This window comes from Pelosinus sp. UFO1, from assembly GCF_000725345.1.
Taxonomy (GTDB): Bacteria; Bacillota; Negativicutes; order DSM-13327; family DSM-13327; genus Pelosinus.
This window is the reverse complement of the sequence record NZ_CP008852.1, coordinates 227,576-245,079: the sequence shown is the minus strand read 5'-3', so window position 1 is coordinate 245,079 and position 17,504 is coordinate 227,576. Positions and strand designations below refer to the sequence as shown.

Sequence of the window (17,504 nt, the reverse complement as noted above, 5' to 3'; positions counted from 1 at the left end):
TGCTTGTTACATGAATGAAACTCCTGTCCCTTATCTTGTCTACTTTATTTCTTCCTAACTATGTAATCAATATAGCCTTGGCGAATCTTATGACCTTTGTATAATCTCTCTAGAACCCTATTTTCCTTATAGACGAATTCCATATCTTCAAAGTGTTTATCACCTTCATCCAGTTGATAGTAGGAGTGTATGACGGTTTCGCCTTCTTCTTCCTGTAAATACTCTCCCTCTCCTATTTTTTCGCCTGTGTTATATCTAAAATCATGAATAGAAAGGAAGTTAACAAAACATAGTCCCCCTGGTTTTAACACTCTTTTGATTTCCTTAATAGCACTCTGCATATCCTCTTTTTTCATATGAAAAATTGCACCATAAGAGAATATACAGCCGAACGATTCATCTTCAAAGGGAATGTTTCGCATATCGCCTTTTCTTATATCGAGAACAATTCCTTTCTCTTTTGCAAATCGATTTGCTTTGTCTAATTGTCTTTCATCAATTTCAATACCAAAAGTTTTATATCCATGTTCACTAAAAATCGCCAGCGGTGGGCAATCTCCTCCTGCGCCGCAGTCTAATACGACTTTTTCTGCTCCATACTCTTCACAATATTGCAAGAATTTATATAGTTGTGTTTGCCGAAATATAGTTTTCATAACACCCTCCAGAATAAATATTCGTTAAGCACTGATTCACTATTTCAAGATACTTCTTTTTATATTTCACCTTTAGTCTTTGTTTTCCTTGTTTATTTCTTTTTACGAGATGGACTTGCCTTTCAGCACCAATTAATGTTGTCTCCCTGGATATTTATTTCATTTGTCGGCATGCAGATTAATCATTAGATGGATCATTATTGTGTCATATTTCTGTCAAAATATTGTTATATAATAACAATATACACGCATAGTGAATCAAGGAGTACATTTAGGGAAACCACCAGGCCGTCCTTTGGATCTTTGAGATAAAATAGGTACTTAATCTCACTCTTAGATTAGATAATCAATCTTGATATTTCTAGTATAAAGAGAACGACTCATGAAGGGAGAATTTTATATGGTCGAAAGGATCTACTATTTTATGGAAATTATTATATTTTCATATTTAGCATTATTGGTGATAACGAATCCTATTTTTTTAGCGAAAGGTATTTTAAAATCTTTTTCAAAGATAAAGTACCGTATACTAATCGTAATTGTAGCAATGATTAATGTTATCAGATGTTCAAATGAACTTTTAAAATAGAAAATGTTCTAGGGTAATTGGCTTTTATCCCACCATATTTTACTAATAGACTTTATAACTTCAAAGAAGCTATACTAAAAATAATTATTTTTGAAAAAATGAGGCGATATTTTGAGACATTTTAAACATACTATTCGATTGGCTGCTGTTGAATGGTCTAAAAGGAAATATCCTGATTGTACTAGCGAATGGGATAAGCAGCAACAAGCATTGAAAAATTTGAAGCCGGTCGCTGTATTACTACATAAGAAACCACAAGATAATAAAACAATTAACGAGTAGGTGACATCCGTCACTTTTTTTTTGCCCTTAATTACTATAAATGTTTCTATTAAATCAGCAACTAAGGGGAAGACATAATGAAAACATGGATCTAGTTATAAAACCGATCCATGTTTTTTAGTGAAAAATATTTTGTCTTTTCATTAGGGTAACTATCCTTTAGCATTTACTTTGGCAATGTCATAATAAGAATTCTCAGCATACTTTTCCATAGCTTGTATTTTTTCCTGTGGATTGTTTTTCGGAAGTGCCGCCGCTATTGACTGTTGATATCTCATTAATGTTTGATCATTATTTAAAAGTGTATTGTCCTTACCCACCTCTTGCGTTTTTGACTCAGTCTTGTCTTGATCCTTATCCTTAGGAGCCGAACTTACCAATATCTTAAAGTTTCCTATGATTACATATGTGTATTCATAGTTTCCTACCGTTTCCGTAACATATTGATTTTGAGTACTTTTAGTGTTTTCCTGCGTACCATTATTATCATTTTGATTAACGGTAGACTTACTTTGCGGTGATATAGAAATCCCCAATGCGTCTATACTCATAACAAACCATCATTCCCTTCGTGAATTATGTTTAAAGGCTAATACAAACATGTCATCCTTATTGTAGAAATGACTCACGCCTTCTATTAGTAATATCGCATAAAATATGGAATACCTTTAGTTATTTTACAAAATTCCCCTATTGATTTAATTTTATAGAAGAGACGAGGGGATCAGCTAATGCCCCCTCGTCTCTTTCCGAACCTTATGAATAAATCATTTTATGATAGTTACAGTACCTTCTTTACGTGGGGTCGCTTTCGGCTGATTGCCTGCTGCATATCCCAAAGCTGCTGCACCGCAAACTTTATAATTTTCCGGAATGCCAAGTGAAGTTAGCATTTCTCGCATTGCTGGTTCATCACCAAACCAGGTCAATTGGTTAATCCAACAGGAACCAATTTGTAATGAATGGGCAGCTAAAAAGATATTTTGAAGCGCTACTGAAGAATCGGCCATTGCATTGGAATACTCCCGGTCATTGGACACAATAATCAGAGTAGGAGCATGGTAATAAAAATTATACTTACTATTTTCCGCTGCTTTTTTACCTGCTATCTTTGACCGATACGTTCTATCATCGACTATCAAATCCTTAAAGGATTCGCGAACAAGAGAATTTAGCTGATTAAGCTTTTCTTCGTTCTGTACAATAGTAAAATGCCAAGACTGCGAATTACCACCACTTGGTGCATATTTAGCTGCTTCTATAATAGCCGCTAACTCAGTATCTAGAATTTGCTCCTTCGTATACGTTCTAATACTTCTACGAGTTAAAAGGTTCTCTATAATTTCATTCACTTACTATTCCCCCCTTATTTATAGCATTCCCTGAATGAACTCCAGTCTCTCTCCATCAGGCCCTAGGAAAAAGAAGTTTTTCAAACTTTTCCCCAAAGAATTTGGCTTATCAGATAAGAGAGTAACTCCAGCAGCACGCAGCCTTTCCATTTCTGCAGAAACATCCTCTACCTCAAAGGCAATGTGGTCTACTGCTCCAGCTGTACGCTGCTCCGGTGTAGTCTCTTGTAAACGCTGTACCAATTCAATAATTTGCCCACCAGAATTGAGGAAAACCAACTTAATCCGCTCATCTTGATAGGAATTAACCAACTCACATTTTAAAATCTGCTGATAAAACAAGCTCGATTGCTCTGCGTCTTTCACGACGAGTCCAACATGTGCTACTTTGTACATTTCATTCACGACCTTTCTGTAATTAATATTTCATATTCCCCTTCTATTTACCATTAAAATATAAACTCCTGCAATGTTAAGCTACTTTGCAGAAGTTTATCATGATAGCTTTATTTGATCAGTGCTCTATCTTGGAACTAAACACTCTCTGTTGCAAATCTTACACCCATGTCAAACGCTGTTTTGCAATCCTTAGGAAATACTTCTTCGCGTCTTAGAGCCTTTTTCTCAGGATCAAACCTTGGTGCAACCACTTTTGAATAATCATTAAACTGATATGTATCAAAGCTACTAAGGGATTCTGCGTTTCCAAATATACGATGCATCATATTCTCATTAATCATAAAATGTTGACCATAACCATATTCTTTCGCCTGTTCTTCGGTAACATTCATTGTATAAATAAGCCCTGCGTGTATCTTCTTGGGGAAAAGTGATTGGGGAGGATTGGTATATGCCGAGTATTGAAATAGAAAACGGTCCATAAATGCTGCCATTTCACCAGTAACCCTTCCTAAATAGATTGGAGACCCTAATATAACAGCATCCGATTCCTCCACTTTTTGAAAAACTTGTGCTAGATCATCGGGTATTGGACATCTACCATAACTTTTGCCATCTTTTGTTTTGCATGCAAAACAGCTGATACAGCCTTTGTAATTCAGATCATAAAGATGAATCAGTTCCGTTTCAGCTCCTTGGGATGCTGCACCCTCCAATGCTTTATTTAAGAGTGTCGCAGTATTCCAAGTTTTCCTCGGGCTTCCGTTAATTGCTACTATTTTCATAAAGGCCCTCCATTTCATATTATATTTGATTAGCCCATCAACTACTCTTTTTTGCAGGGCATTTGGTATGATCTATGAACCATAAACATTTTCTTGTAATACCGCCACAGTTACGGCATTGCTGAATCGACTCATTTGCAAGAACTTTATTTGCCCAATTTTCATCGGCAAATATACCCCTGCCTATAGCGACAAAATCCACATATTCATTTTCTACCAAAAACCTTGCTTGCTCGGCCGTAAATATTTCCGACACAGCAATTACTGGTATGTTGACATGTTTTTTAATCTCGCTACCATTAAATGCGATAGTACTACAGATAAAATCATCTGGCACAGTATTGTTAGGCTCTTTCATACCAAATGAAACATGAAGCAGGTCTATTCCTGTCTCTTCTAAGACCTTGGCGACTTCGATTGCCCCTGCTACATCAGGGATATTTCCACCCATTCGGATACTCACAATAAATTCTTCACCAACGTCCACACGAATCTGAGGAAGTATTTCTGTTAAAAAGCGTACTCGATTTTCTAAAATGCCACCATAGCTATCCGTTCTTGTGTTTGAAGTTGGATCTAAAAATCTGCATAACGTATATCCATGAGCAAAGTGGTATTCGACACCGTCAAACCCTGCCTGTTTCGCTCTTGAAGCAGCAGCAATACAGTCTAACTGCATAGTATGTATTTCTTCTACCGATAATTCATTAATGTTTATATCGCCGTAAGAAAGTTGCATCATTACAGCAGCTCCATAATTGTGACAGTTTTGAGCGATTTTTTCCAGCGGTTTCATCTGTTCATCGCTCCAAACATCAAGTTGCTTTGCTGCACCCTGAGCAGAAGTTGCTTGTACGATGATCAAACCTGTACCGCCTTTGGCTCTTCGTGTATAATGATCAACATACTGCTCACCGTACATTCCTCCATTGTCACCTTTAAAGGAAAAGCACATCATCGGAGGCATAACAATTCTGTTTTTTATTTTCTTCCCTCTTATGATTATCTCATCAGATAACTTCCCCATGTTTCACACTCCTTTTTATTCTATGTTGTAATCATATATACAGAAAGAATAAATAACAAGTATGTACTTATTTGTACTATAGTACCCTTATATATACCGTCTACTATACAAGGAGTAGCTCTATTATATTATTCCTCTAGGATGGGGATAATACTCCTGTTCTCCTATTAGACGGCTTTAATGGGCTACCGTTTATACTATTGACAATAAATTGAAGATAAAATATAATAACATCAATTCGACACTTTTCGAAATATAATATAACACTAGGCTGTAAAATCAAATCCTACTAATTCTACAATATAGGTGAACCTCATTTTAAAGTCGTTCTATTATATATTTCAGTATTTATCCAAGTATCAAATTACACTAATGAGATGGAGATAACGTAAATGTTAACGATAATTAGAGACTTATTTAAAGCAAATCCAAGAAGAAAACCACATAAAGCAATTCCGGTAGAACCATTGACTATTGACGCCATAACTTCTAATCAACAAGCAAAAGTTATCTGGTTTGGTCATTCTGCTTTGTTATTAGAAATAGAAGGAAAGAGATTATTATTAGATCCTACATTTGCAAATTCGCCTTCCCCTTTTCCCTTTGTCGGAGGTAAGCGTTTTAGCAAAGTCTTACCTATCAAACCAGAATTGCTGCCACCTATTGATGTTATTATTCTGTCCCATGATCACTATGACCATATGGATTACCACTCAATCATGCTACTTAAGGACAAAACCAGTCAATTCTGCGTTCCTACTGGGGTCGGAAGTCGTTTAAAAAGCTGGGGAATTGCTCAAGAAAAGATCAGAGAATTTAACTGGTGGGATAAAGTGGACTTCGCTGGACTAACATTGACTTGTACACCCGCGAGGCATTTTTCAGGCAGAGGATTATTTGATCGTAATAAAACATTGTGGTGTTCTTGGACGATTGTAGGTAAACAAACAAGAGTTTTTTTTAGTGGGGATGGTGGTTACGGCCCTCACTTTGCAGAAATTGGTGAAAAGTTTGGACCATTTGATTTGACGTTAATGGAGTGCGGGCAATATGATAAACGCTGGGCTGCTATTCATATGTTGCCAGAAGAATCAGTACAAGCCCATCTTGATCTGAAAGGCAAATTGATGATTCCGATTCACTGGGCCGCTTTTAGTTTGGCCTTTCATGACTGGATAGAACCGATTGAGCGTGTAACAAAAGCAGCCATCGATAGAAATGTTACCATTTCAACACCTCGAATTGGGGAAATCGTCAACTTTACGGCTGCCGAATATCCTAAAACCTTCTGGTGGAAATAAATCAATAGATAAGAAAAGACTTGGTTTGTTCCAAGTCCTCGACGCAGGCAGAAGCCTTAGTCGTTCTTACTTGGAATCAAGAAAGTGCTATACTTTCTGATTCCGCTAAAAAACGCTGATCGATAGAACAATTCCTTTGTCTATCGATCAGCGTCTTTTTACTAACTCTTATGTGTAACCTTTTTTATAGATCTACCTTGTGCTCTAATAAATAGGAAGTAGCCATTAATAATATGGCAAAGGTAACTATATCAAAGATAGTCGTCCCCACATTAACCGTAACGGTAGTAAAGGAATGTAATTGAACTATTTGTGGGAAGAAATTTGAAATCATCAATGTTAGCCCATTTCTTATCATACTAAATACAAAGAAAATGATAAAGGAACCGATTTTCCCTATTTTTTTCCCGCGCAAGGCTATTTTACCAACAACCATACAAAAATAGATAAATGTTAAAGCTGAAACAATGGACCATAGAAACATAAGTAAAGAATACAGTAGCTCAGATACCTCACTGTTATGCATAATGATATTAAACATTCTTCCTTGATCAAGTAGGCAGAACATAAGTAAGGATACAATAGTAACAATACTTATTTGCATTACAGCGGCTATTAATCTAGAAACCATTATAGATAAGCCTGTTTGCGGAAGGGTAAATAACAAATAACCTTGCTCATTATACAAGTAATCACTCATCAGTGTTAGTGAGGATAAAAACATAACGATTAGGGCACCAATTCCTATAATTCCTGATAGTACAGAAGCTCCGACTTGCCAGGAATCAATCTTTGTCATCAGGAGGAGATTTCCCATTATAACCGTAAGGCTAATGCCAAGTATGGTTAAAAACTTTCCTCTTACTTCATATTTTATAAGATTCAGCATTATTGAAATACCTCCCTATACAATTCATCAATGGATTTGTTCTTGTTCAATCTTAATTCTTCCGCATTCCCCTGTAGTACAATTTCTCCCTCAGATATAAACGCTACATCATCAAAAATCCGTTCAATATCATTTACAAGATGAGTCGTAATGATCATAGAGCTGTCTTCACTAAAGTTATTGATAATTGCATCTAATATTTTTTCTCGCGCAGTAGGATCTACACCACCAAGGGGTTCATCAAGTATATAAAGTTTCGCTTTTCGCGAAAGCACTAATGTTAGCTTTAATTTTTCTTTCATGCCTTTTGATAGGCTTTTAACACTGCTATTACCATCAAGTTTCATAAATTCTAGCAACTGGGAAGCTTTCTTTTCATCAAAGTCAGAGTAGAAATCCTTGAAATATTGTACGGCATCTTTTATTTTCATCCATTTGAAAAGGTATTCTGTGTCGGGCAAATAGGACACGATGGATTTTGTATAAACTCCTGGTTTTTGACCATCTATAAGTATCTGCCCTGAAGATGGATGTAATATGCCCGCTGCTATTTTTAGAAATGTAGTTTTCCCGCTACCGTTCGGGCCGAGAAGCCCCACTATTTTTCCTTGTTGTATCGTTAGATTTATTCCTTGCAATGCTTTCTTATTAAAATAAGCCTTACATAGGTTTTCAGCCATCAATATATTATCCATGTTGTTTCACCTCTATTATATTTTGAGAAATTCTCTCAATGATCTCTTGCTCACTAAATCCTAAGCGTTTCATTCGTAGGATAAATGAATGCATAACTTCCCTAGCCATTTCCTGTTTTAATTCATCTACCATAGTATCCCTTTCCCCCACAAATGTTCCCATTCCCCTTTGTGTATATACAATTCCAAGTCTTTCAAGTTCTTGGTATGCTCTCTGCAACGTATTGGGATTTACCTTCAAAATCGAAGACATTTCCCTTACTGATGGTAATTTGTCATTCGCTTTTAGCTTTTGGGTAACAATATCCATTTTTATCCTGTCCATAATTTGTAGATATATCGGCATCTTATCATCAAATTCCAAATCCATGCCTTCACTCCTTAGTTTTCTATATGCCCATTGAGTGTATTAGTAAAATAGTACACCAAAACATTCACATTGTCAAAACTATATTTGCAAGTAAATATAACAAGGGATAAGAAAAATGCTTGTGTCCTTCAAAACATACACAAAATATTTAAACCACAAAGACACAAAGAGATGTTCACAAGAAGTTCTACTTATAGTTTATCTTTTGTGTGCCGTGTTAGCGGCATTGTGTCTTTGTGGTTTGTAAACCTTGAAATTTTAATAAAAGACTTGGCTTGTGCCAAGTCCTCGGACGCAGACAGAAGCCAAATCTTTTCTTAAAATGTTTATTCTTTGTTTTCTACACTTTCTTGCAGCAATATCTTGGCTTGTCTCGTAGCCCACTTGATCTCATTTGCAGTTACAGCGATTTCAAGTAAACCATGCAAATAATAGCTACCAGCAAGTCTTTGCTGCCATTGCTCTATTGCCATAGTAAGGCTTTCCCAATACTCCTCACTAATCTCTTCTGGACTGACTATACCTCCATCAACAATGACTGACCTAATTTTCCCGTTCACGCGAACAACGATTGTACATCCACTTTCCAATATTTCTAAAATTGCTTTGAATTCATCGCTGACAGGTGGAGCATCCGACTTCATCCTTCGCTCCAATCGCGTCGGCAAAAGATCAAAAATACGATCACCTTTTTTTATAATCGATTCATTGTAATCAATTAGCTTTTCTGCTAGAGTAATCCACTCTCTTGGCTCAGTTGATTCCGCGACTACTGGACGCTCACTGCTAAGTAGATCCAATATCACTCGCGCTTCCTTATTTAGTTTGTACACTCTCTTTCTTTGTTCCGTATCAATGTGAAGCTCTTTGCTGCTATCAAGACCGACATAATCCTGCACTGCTCGGCAGAAGTAAAGAACCGCTGCCTCGTTGCTCTGCCTTAGCTTCTCTTTCAGTAGTTTGGTATACCTCGGTGGCCATAATAATACGTTGACAAGCATGGCGGATCCAAGACCAACGAAAATCACCCCTGATCTAGCAAGAGCATGCATCATGAACTCTTCCGTACTAGAACTTAAGACAAAGAGAGCCGCTACGATCCCCATAGTGATACCACTATGCAGTCTTAATTTTATGTATATTGGTATTAACAAAATAACAATTAAACCTGCTGAAAATGGATTAACACCGAGAAAATAGCCAAAGAAGAAACCTGCTGCAATGCCAAGAAGATGGACCAAAATCTGATCTCGTGCTGCCCTTAGCGTTAAAAAAATGGATGGCTGCATATTAATTACAGCAGAAACAGCACCAAAGAAGGCAGGCTCTAGGCCAAGGAATTTACAGAAAAACATTGTTATTGCAACGGCTATACCAGTTTTGAGAACACGTGCACCAATTTTCATTTATTTCATCTCCTAGTCTTCAAATCATTTGACTTTACTGGATAGCCGCGGGGACGATCCTCATTTTTCATAATTAAGATATTAGCTATATAAAAGGATACTCCTGCCAAACCTCAAATTGAAATTTGGCAAGAGTATAGTATCTAAAGGATAATATTAATATAAACCCATTACTATAAAATATGTACCACTAGACGATACCTGAGGTAAGTCGGTGAGCAGTCTTCAATTAAGTGTTATTAGTCCGTAATAATTTTGATTTTTCATTTGGAACAGTATACGTTTCACTGGCAGTACGCGTAGAATTACAAGACAAATACACAATTCAGGTACAAGATATGTTGCATTAAATACCAGGGAATACCAATAAGGTGATGTTCCAGGGGGTGCATAACTAGCAAAGAAAACTGCCCCCGATATAAAGTGGCAAAGAAACCGACCACAGCTGGCAACTATAGCTCCCAAAAAAAATCGATCTTTAAAATAACCTGCCATACCAATTGCCATATAGGGCAGAGGGTAATCAAAGAGAACTTGAATCGGATGCAGGATATAAGGATCTTGTATTAAATTCATCAATCCATAGATAAAACCTGCCAGATATCCAACAACAGGTCCATAACGAAAAGCAATCAACAGAAGGGGAATCATTCCTCCTAACGTTACACTACCGCCTTGGGGCATATGGTATAAGCGAAGATTATGCAGGATTACAGTTAATGCAAGCATTAGACCAATATGAGTAATCATTCGCGTGTTTAGTTTGATTTTTTTTATGTATACAAAAGCGGAAATCAAGGTCACCAGTGCCACTAGAGCGAAAATACTGGTTGGCTGATCTAAAATTATTGCTACTTTACTACTAAAATTTGCTTCCACACCACTCGTCTCCATTCTTTTTTTTACTAGGCATAGGGAAATTTAACACCACATTCTTATCTTAGGAATGAGGTGTTAATTGCCGATTCGCTCCCTAATCCAGTTTTTCCGCACCAAGTATAGGATTATAGGTTATTGCATATATTCTATTTCCGCATCCAATATTTGTCAATAAAAATTAATATTACTTATTTAGTATTCAGACCTTTTTCATCCCAGCATAAATATATCCCTAACCAACCTGCTTCAATAGTCACTGTGATTGATGTGCCCAATTGGCTGGGACGATTGCTGACAGCATAGGGTAAGGTATCATGTAATTGAACATCGACCAACGGCCAATGAACACCATCAATACAAACACCGGAGCATTCCGAAGATAACGGGAGTAAAGAAACAACTTTTGGACAGGTTGCCGTATCTATGACTACAGAATCTTTGCCTTTTAATAGTATAAGCACTTCTTTTTCGTCCGCACAGCAACCCCGTATTCCAAAAGCTTCGCAACCTTTTAAAGAATAGATGTTACTAAAAGCATGATCAAAACGGCCTCCCCACACACCAGTTACAACGACTATAGCTTCTCCATGTAGTGACCCTACTGTTTGTAATGCTAATTGTAAATCAGTCAAGTTTTTCTCTGGCGGATAGACCTCCACAGGAATCCCTAATTCCTTCCCCCAAGACCACCCCTGGGATGTAGCACTATCCCCGTCACCAATGAGCCGTTCTGGGATAATATTATTCATGCGGCAAATGTCAACGCCACTATCTATACACCAAACAGGAAATTGAGTGGCCGCTTGAGCAAGCCATTTTGATGCAGGCTGCCTTCCACCAGCAACAAGTAAAACCTCGGAATCTGGCAGTTCTTTTTCAAAGGAACATCGTAGTTGTGGTAGTATCAATTGGTTCTTCATTCCATAAGTCTCCCGAATCTTTTTCCTAAGCTTACTGTGATAAAATAACGAGTTTCACCGGCAGGTTGGATGCTCCTGGAGGGCTGAATGTAAAGGATAGGGATTCACTTTTGTCATAAGTACCTAAAAATGAAAAATCTTGCTTATTATCCCCGAAATATACCTTTCCCCGCGGTGTTGCCATAGGACTCCAGTCTACTTCCGGGTGGTGTATCCCAATGGCACCGGCATAATACCCGCCCAATGGTACCAGATAGTAAGAAATTCTCCGACTATTTCTCCCAGGAGGTTCAATTTGATAGACTACACCATAATTACCATAGTTGACAACTTTCGTTCCATCCGTAGCGTCAACTCCCGTTAAGTAATGATCAATCTCATTATCAGCCAACGTAATTCCTATTGCTTTATAAAGAACTGGGTCATAAGCATCTACTGAAGAAAGTTTTCGATTTGCCCCTTCAAAGGTACCACGCAAACGACACTCGTCAGTAGGTAATACCTTAGCTGTTTGAGAAAATTTTATAGCATCCTCAAGTATAGGCAACATCATCACTTTAACATTTATCGGGTGATCTACTGTAAAGTCATAGATACCATTAATCAACATATTGGGCAGAACAGCGGTCTCACTGATGCTTGTTGATAATGGCAGCGCTCCACCTGGAGGGATATTGATTTGATATGACGCTGTTTTACCAAGATAAGATGTCATTGTCTCTTTCCCTACGACGAGCCAAGCGTAGCCCGGTCCACCTAAACTAGATTTGCTTACCTTAACATGGGCAACCTCAGTACCTTTATTCTCCAAGATTACGTCCATTTTCTTAGCAGTTTTTGCTGCATTTACATGATAAAAGAAGAGACGGACATTTCCTTCTACCTTGTCCTGATACAAAATACCATCATTTTCTACCATTTCAGGGCTGTCCGAAAGTAGAAGCTTACCACCAAGAGAACTATTTTTCATTTCCCACTCTGGCAGCTGCTCTACATTATCCATTCGGATTGGTTCATAAGCCGCAGCATTCGATCCATTTCCTAAGATTGCGACCATCATTATAATTAATACTAGCTTCGTTGCATACTTCATCTTGTTCCTCCAAACCTACAATATACGTAATAAAATACAATTCCTTTGCAAAAAAAAATTCTCCCCCAAGACGCATCCTAGGGGAGAAAAAATTTCACTACTGCCCTAATGTCAGTTTCATTTCTAACTATAAGTATATTTCCATTCTCTGCCACTGTCAATTCCATAGCATAATACGTAGTTTTCATTAACTATATCATTAATGAATTAATGTGGCATCTGTAAAAGGGTATAGTAGTTAAATAAATATTAAATACTGCCGGAGAACCATTTCTGTTGTCATGGCAACAGTCTAATTATCCCTTTTGGTTAAGAAAAGGCTTGGCTTGTGCCAAGTCCTCGGACGCAGGCAGAAGCCTCAGTCGTTCTTACTTGGAATCAAGAAAGTGTTATACTTTCTGATTCCGTAAAAAGAGTAGTGCTTTCTCTTCTGGCACAGGTTTACTAATAATAAACCCTTGAAGAGAGTCACAACCGCACTGTGCCAAATAATCAATTTGCGTTTCTGTTTCTACTCCTTCTGCTACTACAGTCATGTCCATAATATGAGCCATATCTATGATGGTTGCAATGATTGCCTTCTGCGCTCCATCCGTCAAGATCATGTCTATAAAAGCTTTATCGATTTTCAAAGTACTGACAGGCAAACGTTGAAGATAGGTTAAAGATGAATACCCTGTACCAAAATCATCTAGAGACAATCTCACTCCAAGCATTCTTAGCTTTTTGAGTATGTGAGTACTTTCCTCGAGTGAGGATATCAACGCATTTTCTGTGATTTCAAGTTCCAGCTGTTGTGGCTCAATGCCAGAATCTGAGAGAACTTCACCAACTCTATCTATGAACTTATTGGCACATAACTGGCATGGCGATACGTTGACGGCAACATGAAGATGCCCCCAGCCCATATCAGCTAAACGCCGGGCAAATTGACAAGCCTCTTTTAGTACCCAATCTCCAATCGATTGAATAAGCCCGCTTTGCTCGGCCAGTGGAATAAAGCGGGTGGGCGATACTGAATCGTGTTCTGGGCTATTCCAGCGAAGCAAAGCCTCAAAGCCAATGATAATACCATTAGTACTCACTTGTGGCTGATAATGTAGCAGTAATTCGTTATTTTCAATGGCATGCCGTAAGCTGTTGATCAGCAATATCTTCTCATATGCTTCCGCCTGCATAGTTGGTTGATAAAAGCGCCAACAATTTTTACCAGCCTTCTTGGCAGAATACATAGCATTATCCGCATTTTTGAAAATTTCCTCCACCGTATCGCCATCTTGTGGATATACAGCAATGCCAACGCTGGCTGAAGTATGAAATCCAATTCCAAGGGCTTCCATATCCTGACTAAATGCTCCAATTATCTGATCGGCACGATCAGCTATACTTCTCTGATCGTAGTCGCCAGACATGATAACCATAAACTCGTCTCCACCAATACGCCCAATAAAAACTCCATCACCAAACGCCTCTACAATACGATTTCCAGCCATCTTAATGAGAGCGTCCCCATACGTATGTCCAAAAGTATCATTTATCATCTTTAGATCATCTAAATCAATAAAAAAGAGGGCACCTGCCGATTGATCTCGGCGGGTCTTTTCCATCTCCTCCTCAAGTCTTTCATTCAAATGGGTACGGTTAGACAAACCAGTAAGCTTATCAGAGTAAGCCAATTGCCGGATCACTTCCGTTTTCTGACTCAATGCTTCTTGTGCCATCTGGCGTTCCATGATCTCTTCTTCCAATGCGGCATTCATATTTTGTAAATCTAACGTCCGCTCAGTTACTTTGCTTTCCAATTTGGCATTTAAGTCTACCAAGGCTTGCTGGGTTGCTTCTCGCTCCAATACTTCCTCTTCCAAATAAGTATTCATTGCTTGAATTTGTAGCATTTTATTCTCCAGCGTAACTTCATTCTCTCTGAGCAAACCGACGGTATTTTTGATTTTATAGCTCATTTTAACAAAAGTTTCACATAAGGTTCTAAGCTCATAAGGTATATTATCCAAAGGCATATCTCGACCAACCATTTGGTAGTTTTCTGTTGCCACCCGATTTGACTGCCTGATCAACCAGTCAATTGGTCTCTTGATCCGGCTCGTTATCAATGTCGCTAGCGGTAGAATCAATAATACTAAAAAAATGGTGCCACAGGCCATCATTACCAGTTGTTTGTAAATAGGAGTAAGTACTTCATCTTTGTTAATTTTGCCGATTAACGTCCATCCTCGCTCAGGCATGTAATGATAAGCCCCCAGAATCTTATCGCCTAGGTAAGAGGTCCAAGTAGCAGTGCCAGACTGGCCAAGCTTTATATTTTGAAGAGCATCGTCAGATAATTTTAGCTTCATTATGGCTGTTTCTTTGACAATTCCTTTGTCAATTAACAAATTAAGAAATCGCGGTTCAGCAAGGAATATTCCCTCACGATTGACGAGAAATATATCTCCCGTTTGACCGATCCAGTTCTCACGTAAAAGCATTTCTAATGTTGCCGTTTTTACTGATCCAAGTATTAATCCTTGAAAATTACCAGCGTAATCATAAATAGGACAAGAAAAATTAATAATGGGTAAACCGCTATTTCGTCCAATAACCACATCTGAAATATATTCTTTCCCTACCAGAGCCTCTTCAAAATAAGGCTTACCAATTGCCGATGGGAACTGTATTCCCGCTGGGAGGGTGGACATCTTGAATAAACCGTCTTTGTGGATGTATGATAATGAATCAAAATTAGTATCGCTTTGTTGCTTTAGATAAAGAGTACTTTTCATCTTTTGTTCGTCCAAATTTCTAAAAGCCTCTATTTGGCTTAATTCGCGAATGTTTCCAGCCCGCTCCTCTATCCAGTAGTTGATGAGTCGTTCTTGAAAATGAACCTGCTGCTGGATTAGTTCTAAGTTTTGGCGCTTCGCTACTGAAATTTGTCCAACTGTGTAAATCATCATAATTATAAGACCGGGAACAACTACAACCAAAACTGTCCATAATCTGAATTGGCGCTCTAATGTCTGTTTATTCATATCTTGACTCCTTATATCTAGTCACGATAATTACCTAATTAACAATAAACTTTTTTTCGCAGACCGCCTATTTTATGCGCATACTCTTATTAAACCGAGAGTGTTTTGTTACCTATAAAATTATACGTCTCATCTACCAAATCCTTCTAAAACTGAATTTTTGCTCAACTTAAATAATATTTTGTAGAATCAATAAATGTTTTATATTTTTTTAGAATATGATGTCGTTTTCTTCAGCTTTGATAACCGCTTCTACTTTTGTCCGATGACTAAACCGCTCTAAGACTCCTATCTTTATAAGTGGGAGTTAAGAGCGGCTAAGTCCCTGGATAAGTGCGACTAAGATTCAGATGGAATTAAAACTCCATCTGAATCAAGTCTTCTTTATTGGCTGTATTATTTTTTAAATTTTTTCCTATTTGCAAAATACTTATGATCCATTAACTTGGAAAAAAAGCAGAAGTACGTTATGCTGTGATTTTGTTATTCCGTATGTCTCGTTAACTTTTCTTTAGAAGAATCCCCAGCATATTGGAATAAGCATTTTTATCTAAATGGAAGTGGGTGGCAAGTAGCTTTAGATTTCTTCTTTTTTCTAATGATATTCAAAAATAAATCCATTATATTTTGATCATAGCAACTGCGACACAAGGAAAACAAACAAATAAAATCTGGTTGCAGTTTAAAATTTTTAGGAGGAATTATAGTGAAAAAGATCATTCTGCCAACACTTATTTCTTTAGCATTTGCTAGTACTGCTCTAGCAGCAACACCCCCAATCGATTTAGGAGCCGGTCAGGCTCAAATTGGATATTCATTCAGTAATTTAGAAACCAGTATGAATGGGATTGGAGACCTTGGAACGTATCATGGGAATGGTTACCAATTTGCTTATGGCCTAAATAGTAAATTAGCAATTACTGGCGACCACCTCGCCACAAATTCGAAAAATTTCAATGTTTATAATAATGGTGTTTACCAAGGTACTTTTAATGGTCTAAAATTTGATGCAACCACGATTGGTCTTCAATATAAATTAAATGATAATATTGCGATTTCAAGCGGTAGTGTAAAATCAAGTGTTAAATCTGATTCGGACTCCAATTCTTCCTCTGAAGTATATGGCGGTATTGCTTATAAACAAAACTTTAGTAAAAACATGAATGGATACGCATCTTATTTAAAATCTTCTAATGTACAAGATTGGAAAGCAGGTGTGGCTTATAACCTCGGTAAGGATACATCTGTGGATGTAGGCTATCGTGATTACCAAAGTGATGGAACTGGGGTTTCCGCCAAAGGAATGAGTTATGGCGTAAGTCATAAGTTTTAGTAGTAATAGATGACTTGCAACCTAACAACTACGAGTATAAACAGATATTTAATCAAATTTATTACGTGGATAACAAAACTCAATAATGAAAGAAATAAGATGCTCCCCTTTCGGTAGACAGGTTAAATAATAAACCTGCTACCGAAAGGGGAGCATCTCTATCTACATCATTACACCAACCTTGAGGCTTTGTGTATCTCTCGTAAGTGACAACTAACGACGATTGTTAATCTGGCTCTTTACTATCTTTCCGGCTGTACATCTTCCCATACCCCTTTGTGACCTAAAAAACATCTTTCAACTTTAATGTTTGTAGTTGTTGTTCCTGTTCCTTCTTGCTTATAATTCGCTACGATCCTGTATTTGTATCTTTTAATATCATAAGTTGCTAACAGCGGTCTTCGGTATCTACTTGTAGAAATTTCACTCATAATAGCCTCCAGTAAATTGTATCTATCAGCACTTTACATTTTTTTATTTATAATACAGGAAATATGTG

General features: G+C 37.5%; 18 protein-coding genes. 3 read left to right on the top strand and 15 right to left on the bottom strand.

Features of this window, described 5'->3' with window-relative positions:
- Nucleotides 1–44: 44 nt before the first annotated feature.
- Nucleotides 45–656, bottom strand: coding sequence for a class I SAM-dependent methyltransferase (locus UFO1_RS01015; RefSeq protein WP_038666762.1), 612 nt, complete (start codon nt 654–656; stop codon nt 45–47).
- 700 nt (nt 657–1,356) lie between these two features.
- Between UFO1_RS01015 and UFO1_RS25385 the strand changes: the two genes are divergently transcribed.
- Nucleotides 1,357–1,527: a hypothetical protein gene (locus tag UFO1_RS25385; protein ID WP_173406201.1), complete on the top strand. Its 171-nt coding sequence runs from the start codon at nt 1,357–1,359 to the stop codon at nt 1,525–1,527.
- A 152-nt stretch (nt 1,528–1,679) separates the two neighbouring features.
- On the opposite strand, the gene UFO1_RS01005 is transcribed toward UFO1_RS25385, so the two are convergent.
- The 5 genes from UFO1_RS01005 to UFO1_RS00985 all read right to left on the bottom strand — a co-directional run bounded on the left by UFO1_RS01005 (nt 1,680) and on the right by UFO1_RS00985 (nt 5,090).
- The gene (locus UFO1_RS01005; RefSeq protein ID WP_038666759.1) at nt 1,680–2,078 is read right to left on the bottom strand and encodes a hypothetical protein; all 399 of its coding nucleotides are present in this window, start codon (nt 2,076–2,078) and stop codon (nt 1,680–1,682) included.
- A 216-nt stretch (nt 2,079–2,294) separates the two neighbouring features.
- Nucleotides 2,295–2,879, bottom strand: coding sequence for a nitroreductase family protein (locus tag UFO1_RS01000; protein ID WP_038666756.1), 585 nt, complete (start codon nt 2,877–2,879; stop codon nt 2,295–2,297).
- Nucleotides 2,880–2,897: 18 nt separating this feature from the next.
- Nucleotides 2,898–3,275, bottom strand: coding sequence for a VOC family protein (locus UFO1_RS00995; RefSeq protein ID WP_038674804.1), 378 nt, complete (start codon nt 3,273–3,275; stop codon nt 2,898–2,900).
- Nucleotides 3,276–3,412: 137 nt separating this feature from the next.
- A complete protein-coding gene (locus UFO1_RS00990; protein ID WP_038666753.1) occupies nt 3,413–4,063 on the bottom strand; it encodes a flavodoxin family protein in 651 nt (216 codons plus the stop codon).
- Between the two features lie 37 nt (nt 4,064–4,100).
- On the bottom strand, nt 4,101–5,090 hold the full coding sequence (locus UFO1_RS00985; RefSeq protein ID WP_038666750.1) for an NADH:flavin oxidoreductase: 990 nt from the start codon (nt 5,088–5,090) through the stop codon (nt 4,101–4,103).
- Between the two features lie 392 nt (nt 5,091–5,482).
- On the opposite strand from UFO1_RS00985, the gene UFO1_RS00980 reads away from it, so the two are divergent.
- Nucleotides 5,483–6,391, top strand: a complete 909-nt coding sequence (locus UFO1_RS00980) for an MBL fold metallo-hydrolase (RefSeq protein ID WP_038666747.1) — start codon at nt 5,483–5,485, stop codon at nt 6,389–6,391.
- A 184-nt stretch (nt 6,392–6,575) separates the two neighbouring features.
- On the opposite strand, the gene UFO1_RS00975 is transcribed toward UFO1_RS00980, so the two are convergent.
- The 8 genes from UFO1_RS00975 to UFO1_RS00940 form a co-directional block, all read right to left on the bottom strand.
- A complete protein-coding gene (locus UFO1_RS00975; protein ID WP_038666744.1) occupies nt 6,576–7,280 on the bottom strand; it encodes a hypothetical protein in 705 nt (234 codons plus the stop codon).
- Complete coding sequence (locus UFO1_RS00970; RefSeq protein ID WP_038666741.1) at nt 7,280–7,975, bottom strand: ABC transporter ATP-binding protein; 696 nt, start codon at nt 7,973–7,975, stop codon at nt 7,280–7,282. Before UFO1_RS00970 ends, UFO1_RS00975 begins: the two co-directional genes overlap by 1 nt.
- Nucleotides 7,968–8,345: a GntR family transcriptional regulator gene (locus UFO1_RS00965; RefSeq protein ID WP_038666738.1), complete on the bottom strand. Its 378-nt coding sequence runs from the start codon at nt 8,343–8,345 to the stop codon at nt 7,968–7,970. Before UFO1_RS00965 ends, UFO1_RS00970 begins: the two co-directional genes overlap by 8 nt.
- Nucleotides 8,346–8,671: 326 nt before the next feature.
- Nucleotides 8,672–9,751 carry an aromatic acid exporter family protein gene (locus tag UFO1_RS00960; RefSeq protein ID WP_038666735.1) on the bottom strand — a complete coding sequence of 360 codons (1,080 nt, stop codon included), beginning with the start codon at nt 9,749–9,751 and terminating at the stop codon, nt 8,672–8,674.
- Nucleotides 9,752–9,976: 225 nt separating this feature from the next.
- The gene (thiT, locus tag UFO1_RS00955; protein ID WP_038666732.1) at nt 9,977–10,630 is read right to left on the bottom strand and encodes an energy-coupled thiamine transporter ThiT; all 654 of its coding nucleotides are present in this window, start codon (nt 10,628–10,630) and stop codon (nt 9,977–9,979) included.
- A 188-nt stretch (nt 10,631–10,818) separates the two neighbouring features.
- On the bottom strand, nt 10,819–11,550 hold the full coding sequence (locus UFO1_RS00950) for a thiamine diphosphokinase (RefSeq protein ID WP_038666730.1): 732 nt from the start codon (nt 11,548–11,550) through the stop codon (nt 10,819–10,821).
- A 31-nt stretch (nt 11,551–11,581) separates the two neighbouring features.
- Complete coding sequence (locus tag UFO1_RS00945) at nt 11,582–12,643, bottom strand: hypothetical protein (protein ID WP_038666727.1); 1,062 nt, start codon at nt 12,641–12,643, stop codon at nt 11,582–11,584.
- Nucleotides 12,644–13,032: 389 nt separating this feature from the next.
- Entirely contained in the window at nt 13,033–15,672 is a 2,640-nt protein-coding gene (locus UFO1_RS00940) for an EAL domain-containing protein (protein WP_038666724.1), read from the bottom strand.
- Between the two features lie 706 nt (nt 15,673–16,378).
- Between UFO1_RS00940 and UFO1_RS00935 the strand changes: the two genes are divergently transcribed.
- Nucleotides 16,379–17,005, top strand: a complete 627-nt coding sequence (locus tag UFO1_RS00935) for a hypothetical protein (RefSeq protein ID WP_038666720.1) — start codon at nt 16,379–16,381, stop codon at nt 17,003–17,005.
- Between the two features lie 242 nt (nt 17,006–17,247).
- Here the strand turns inward: UFO1_RS00935 and UFO1_RS00930 are convergent, their stop codons facing one another.
- A complete protein-coding gene (locus UFO1_RS00930) occupies nt 17,248–17,436 on the bottom strand; it encodes a hypothetical protein (protein WP_038666717.1) in 189 nt (62 codons plus the stop codon).
- Nucleotides 17,437–17,504 lie beyond the last annotated feature (68 nt).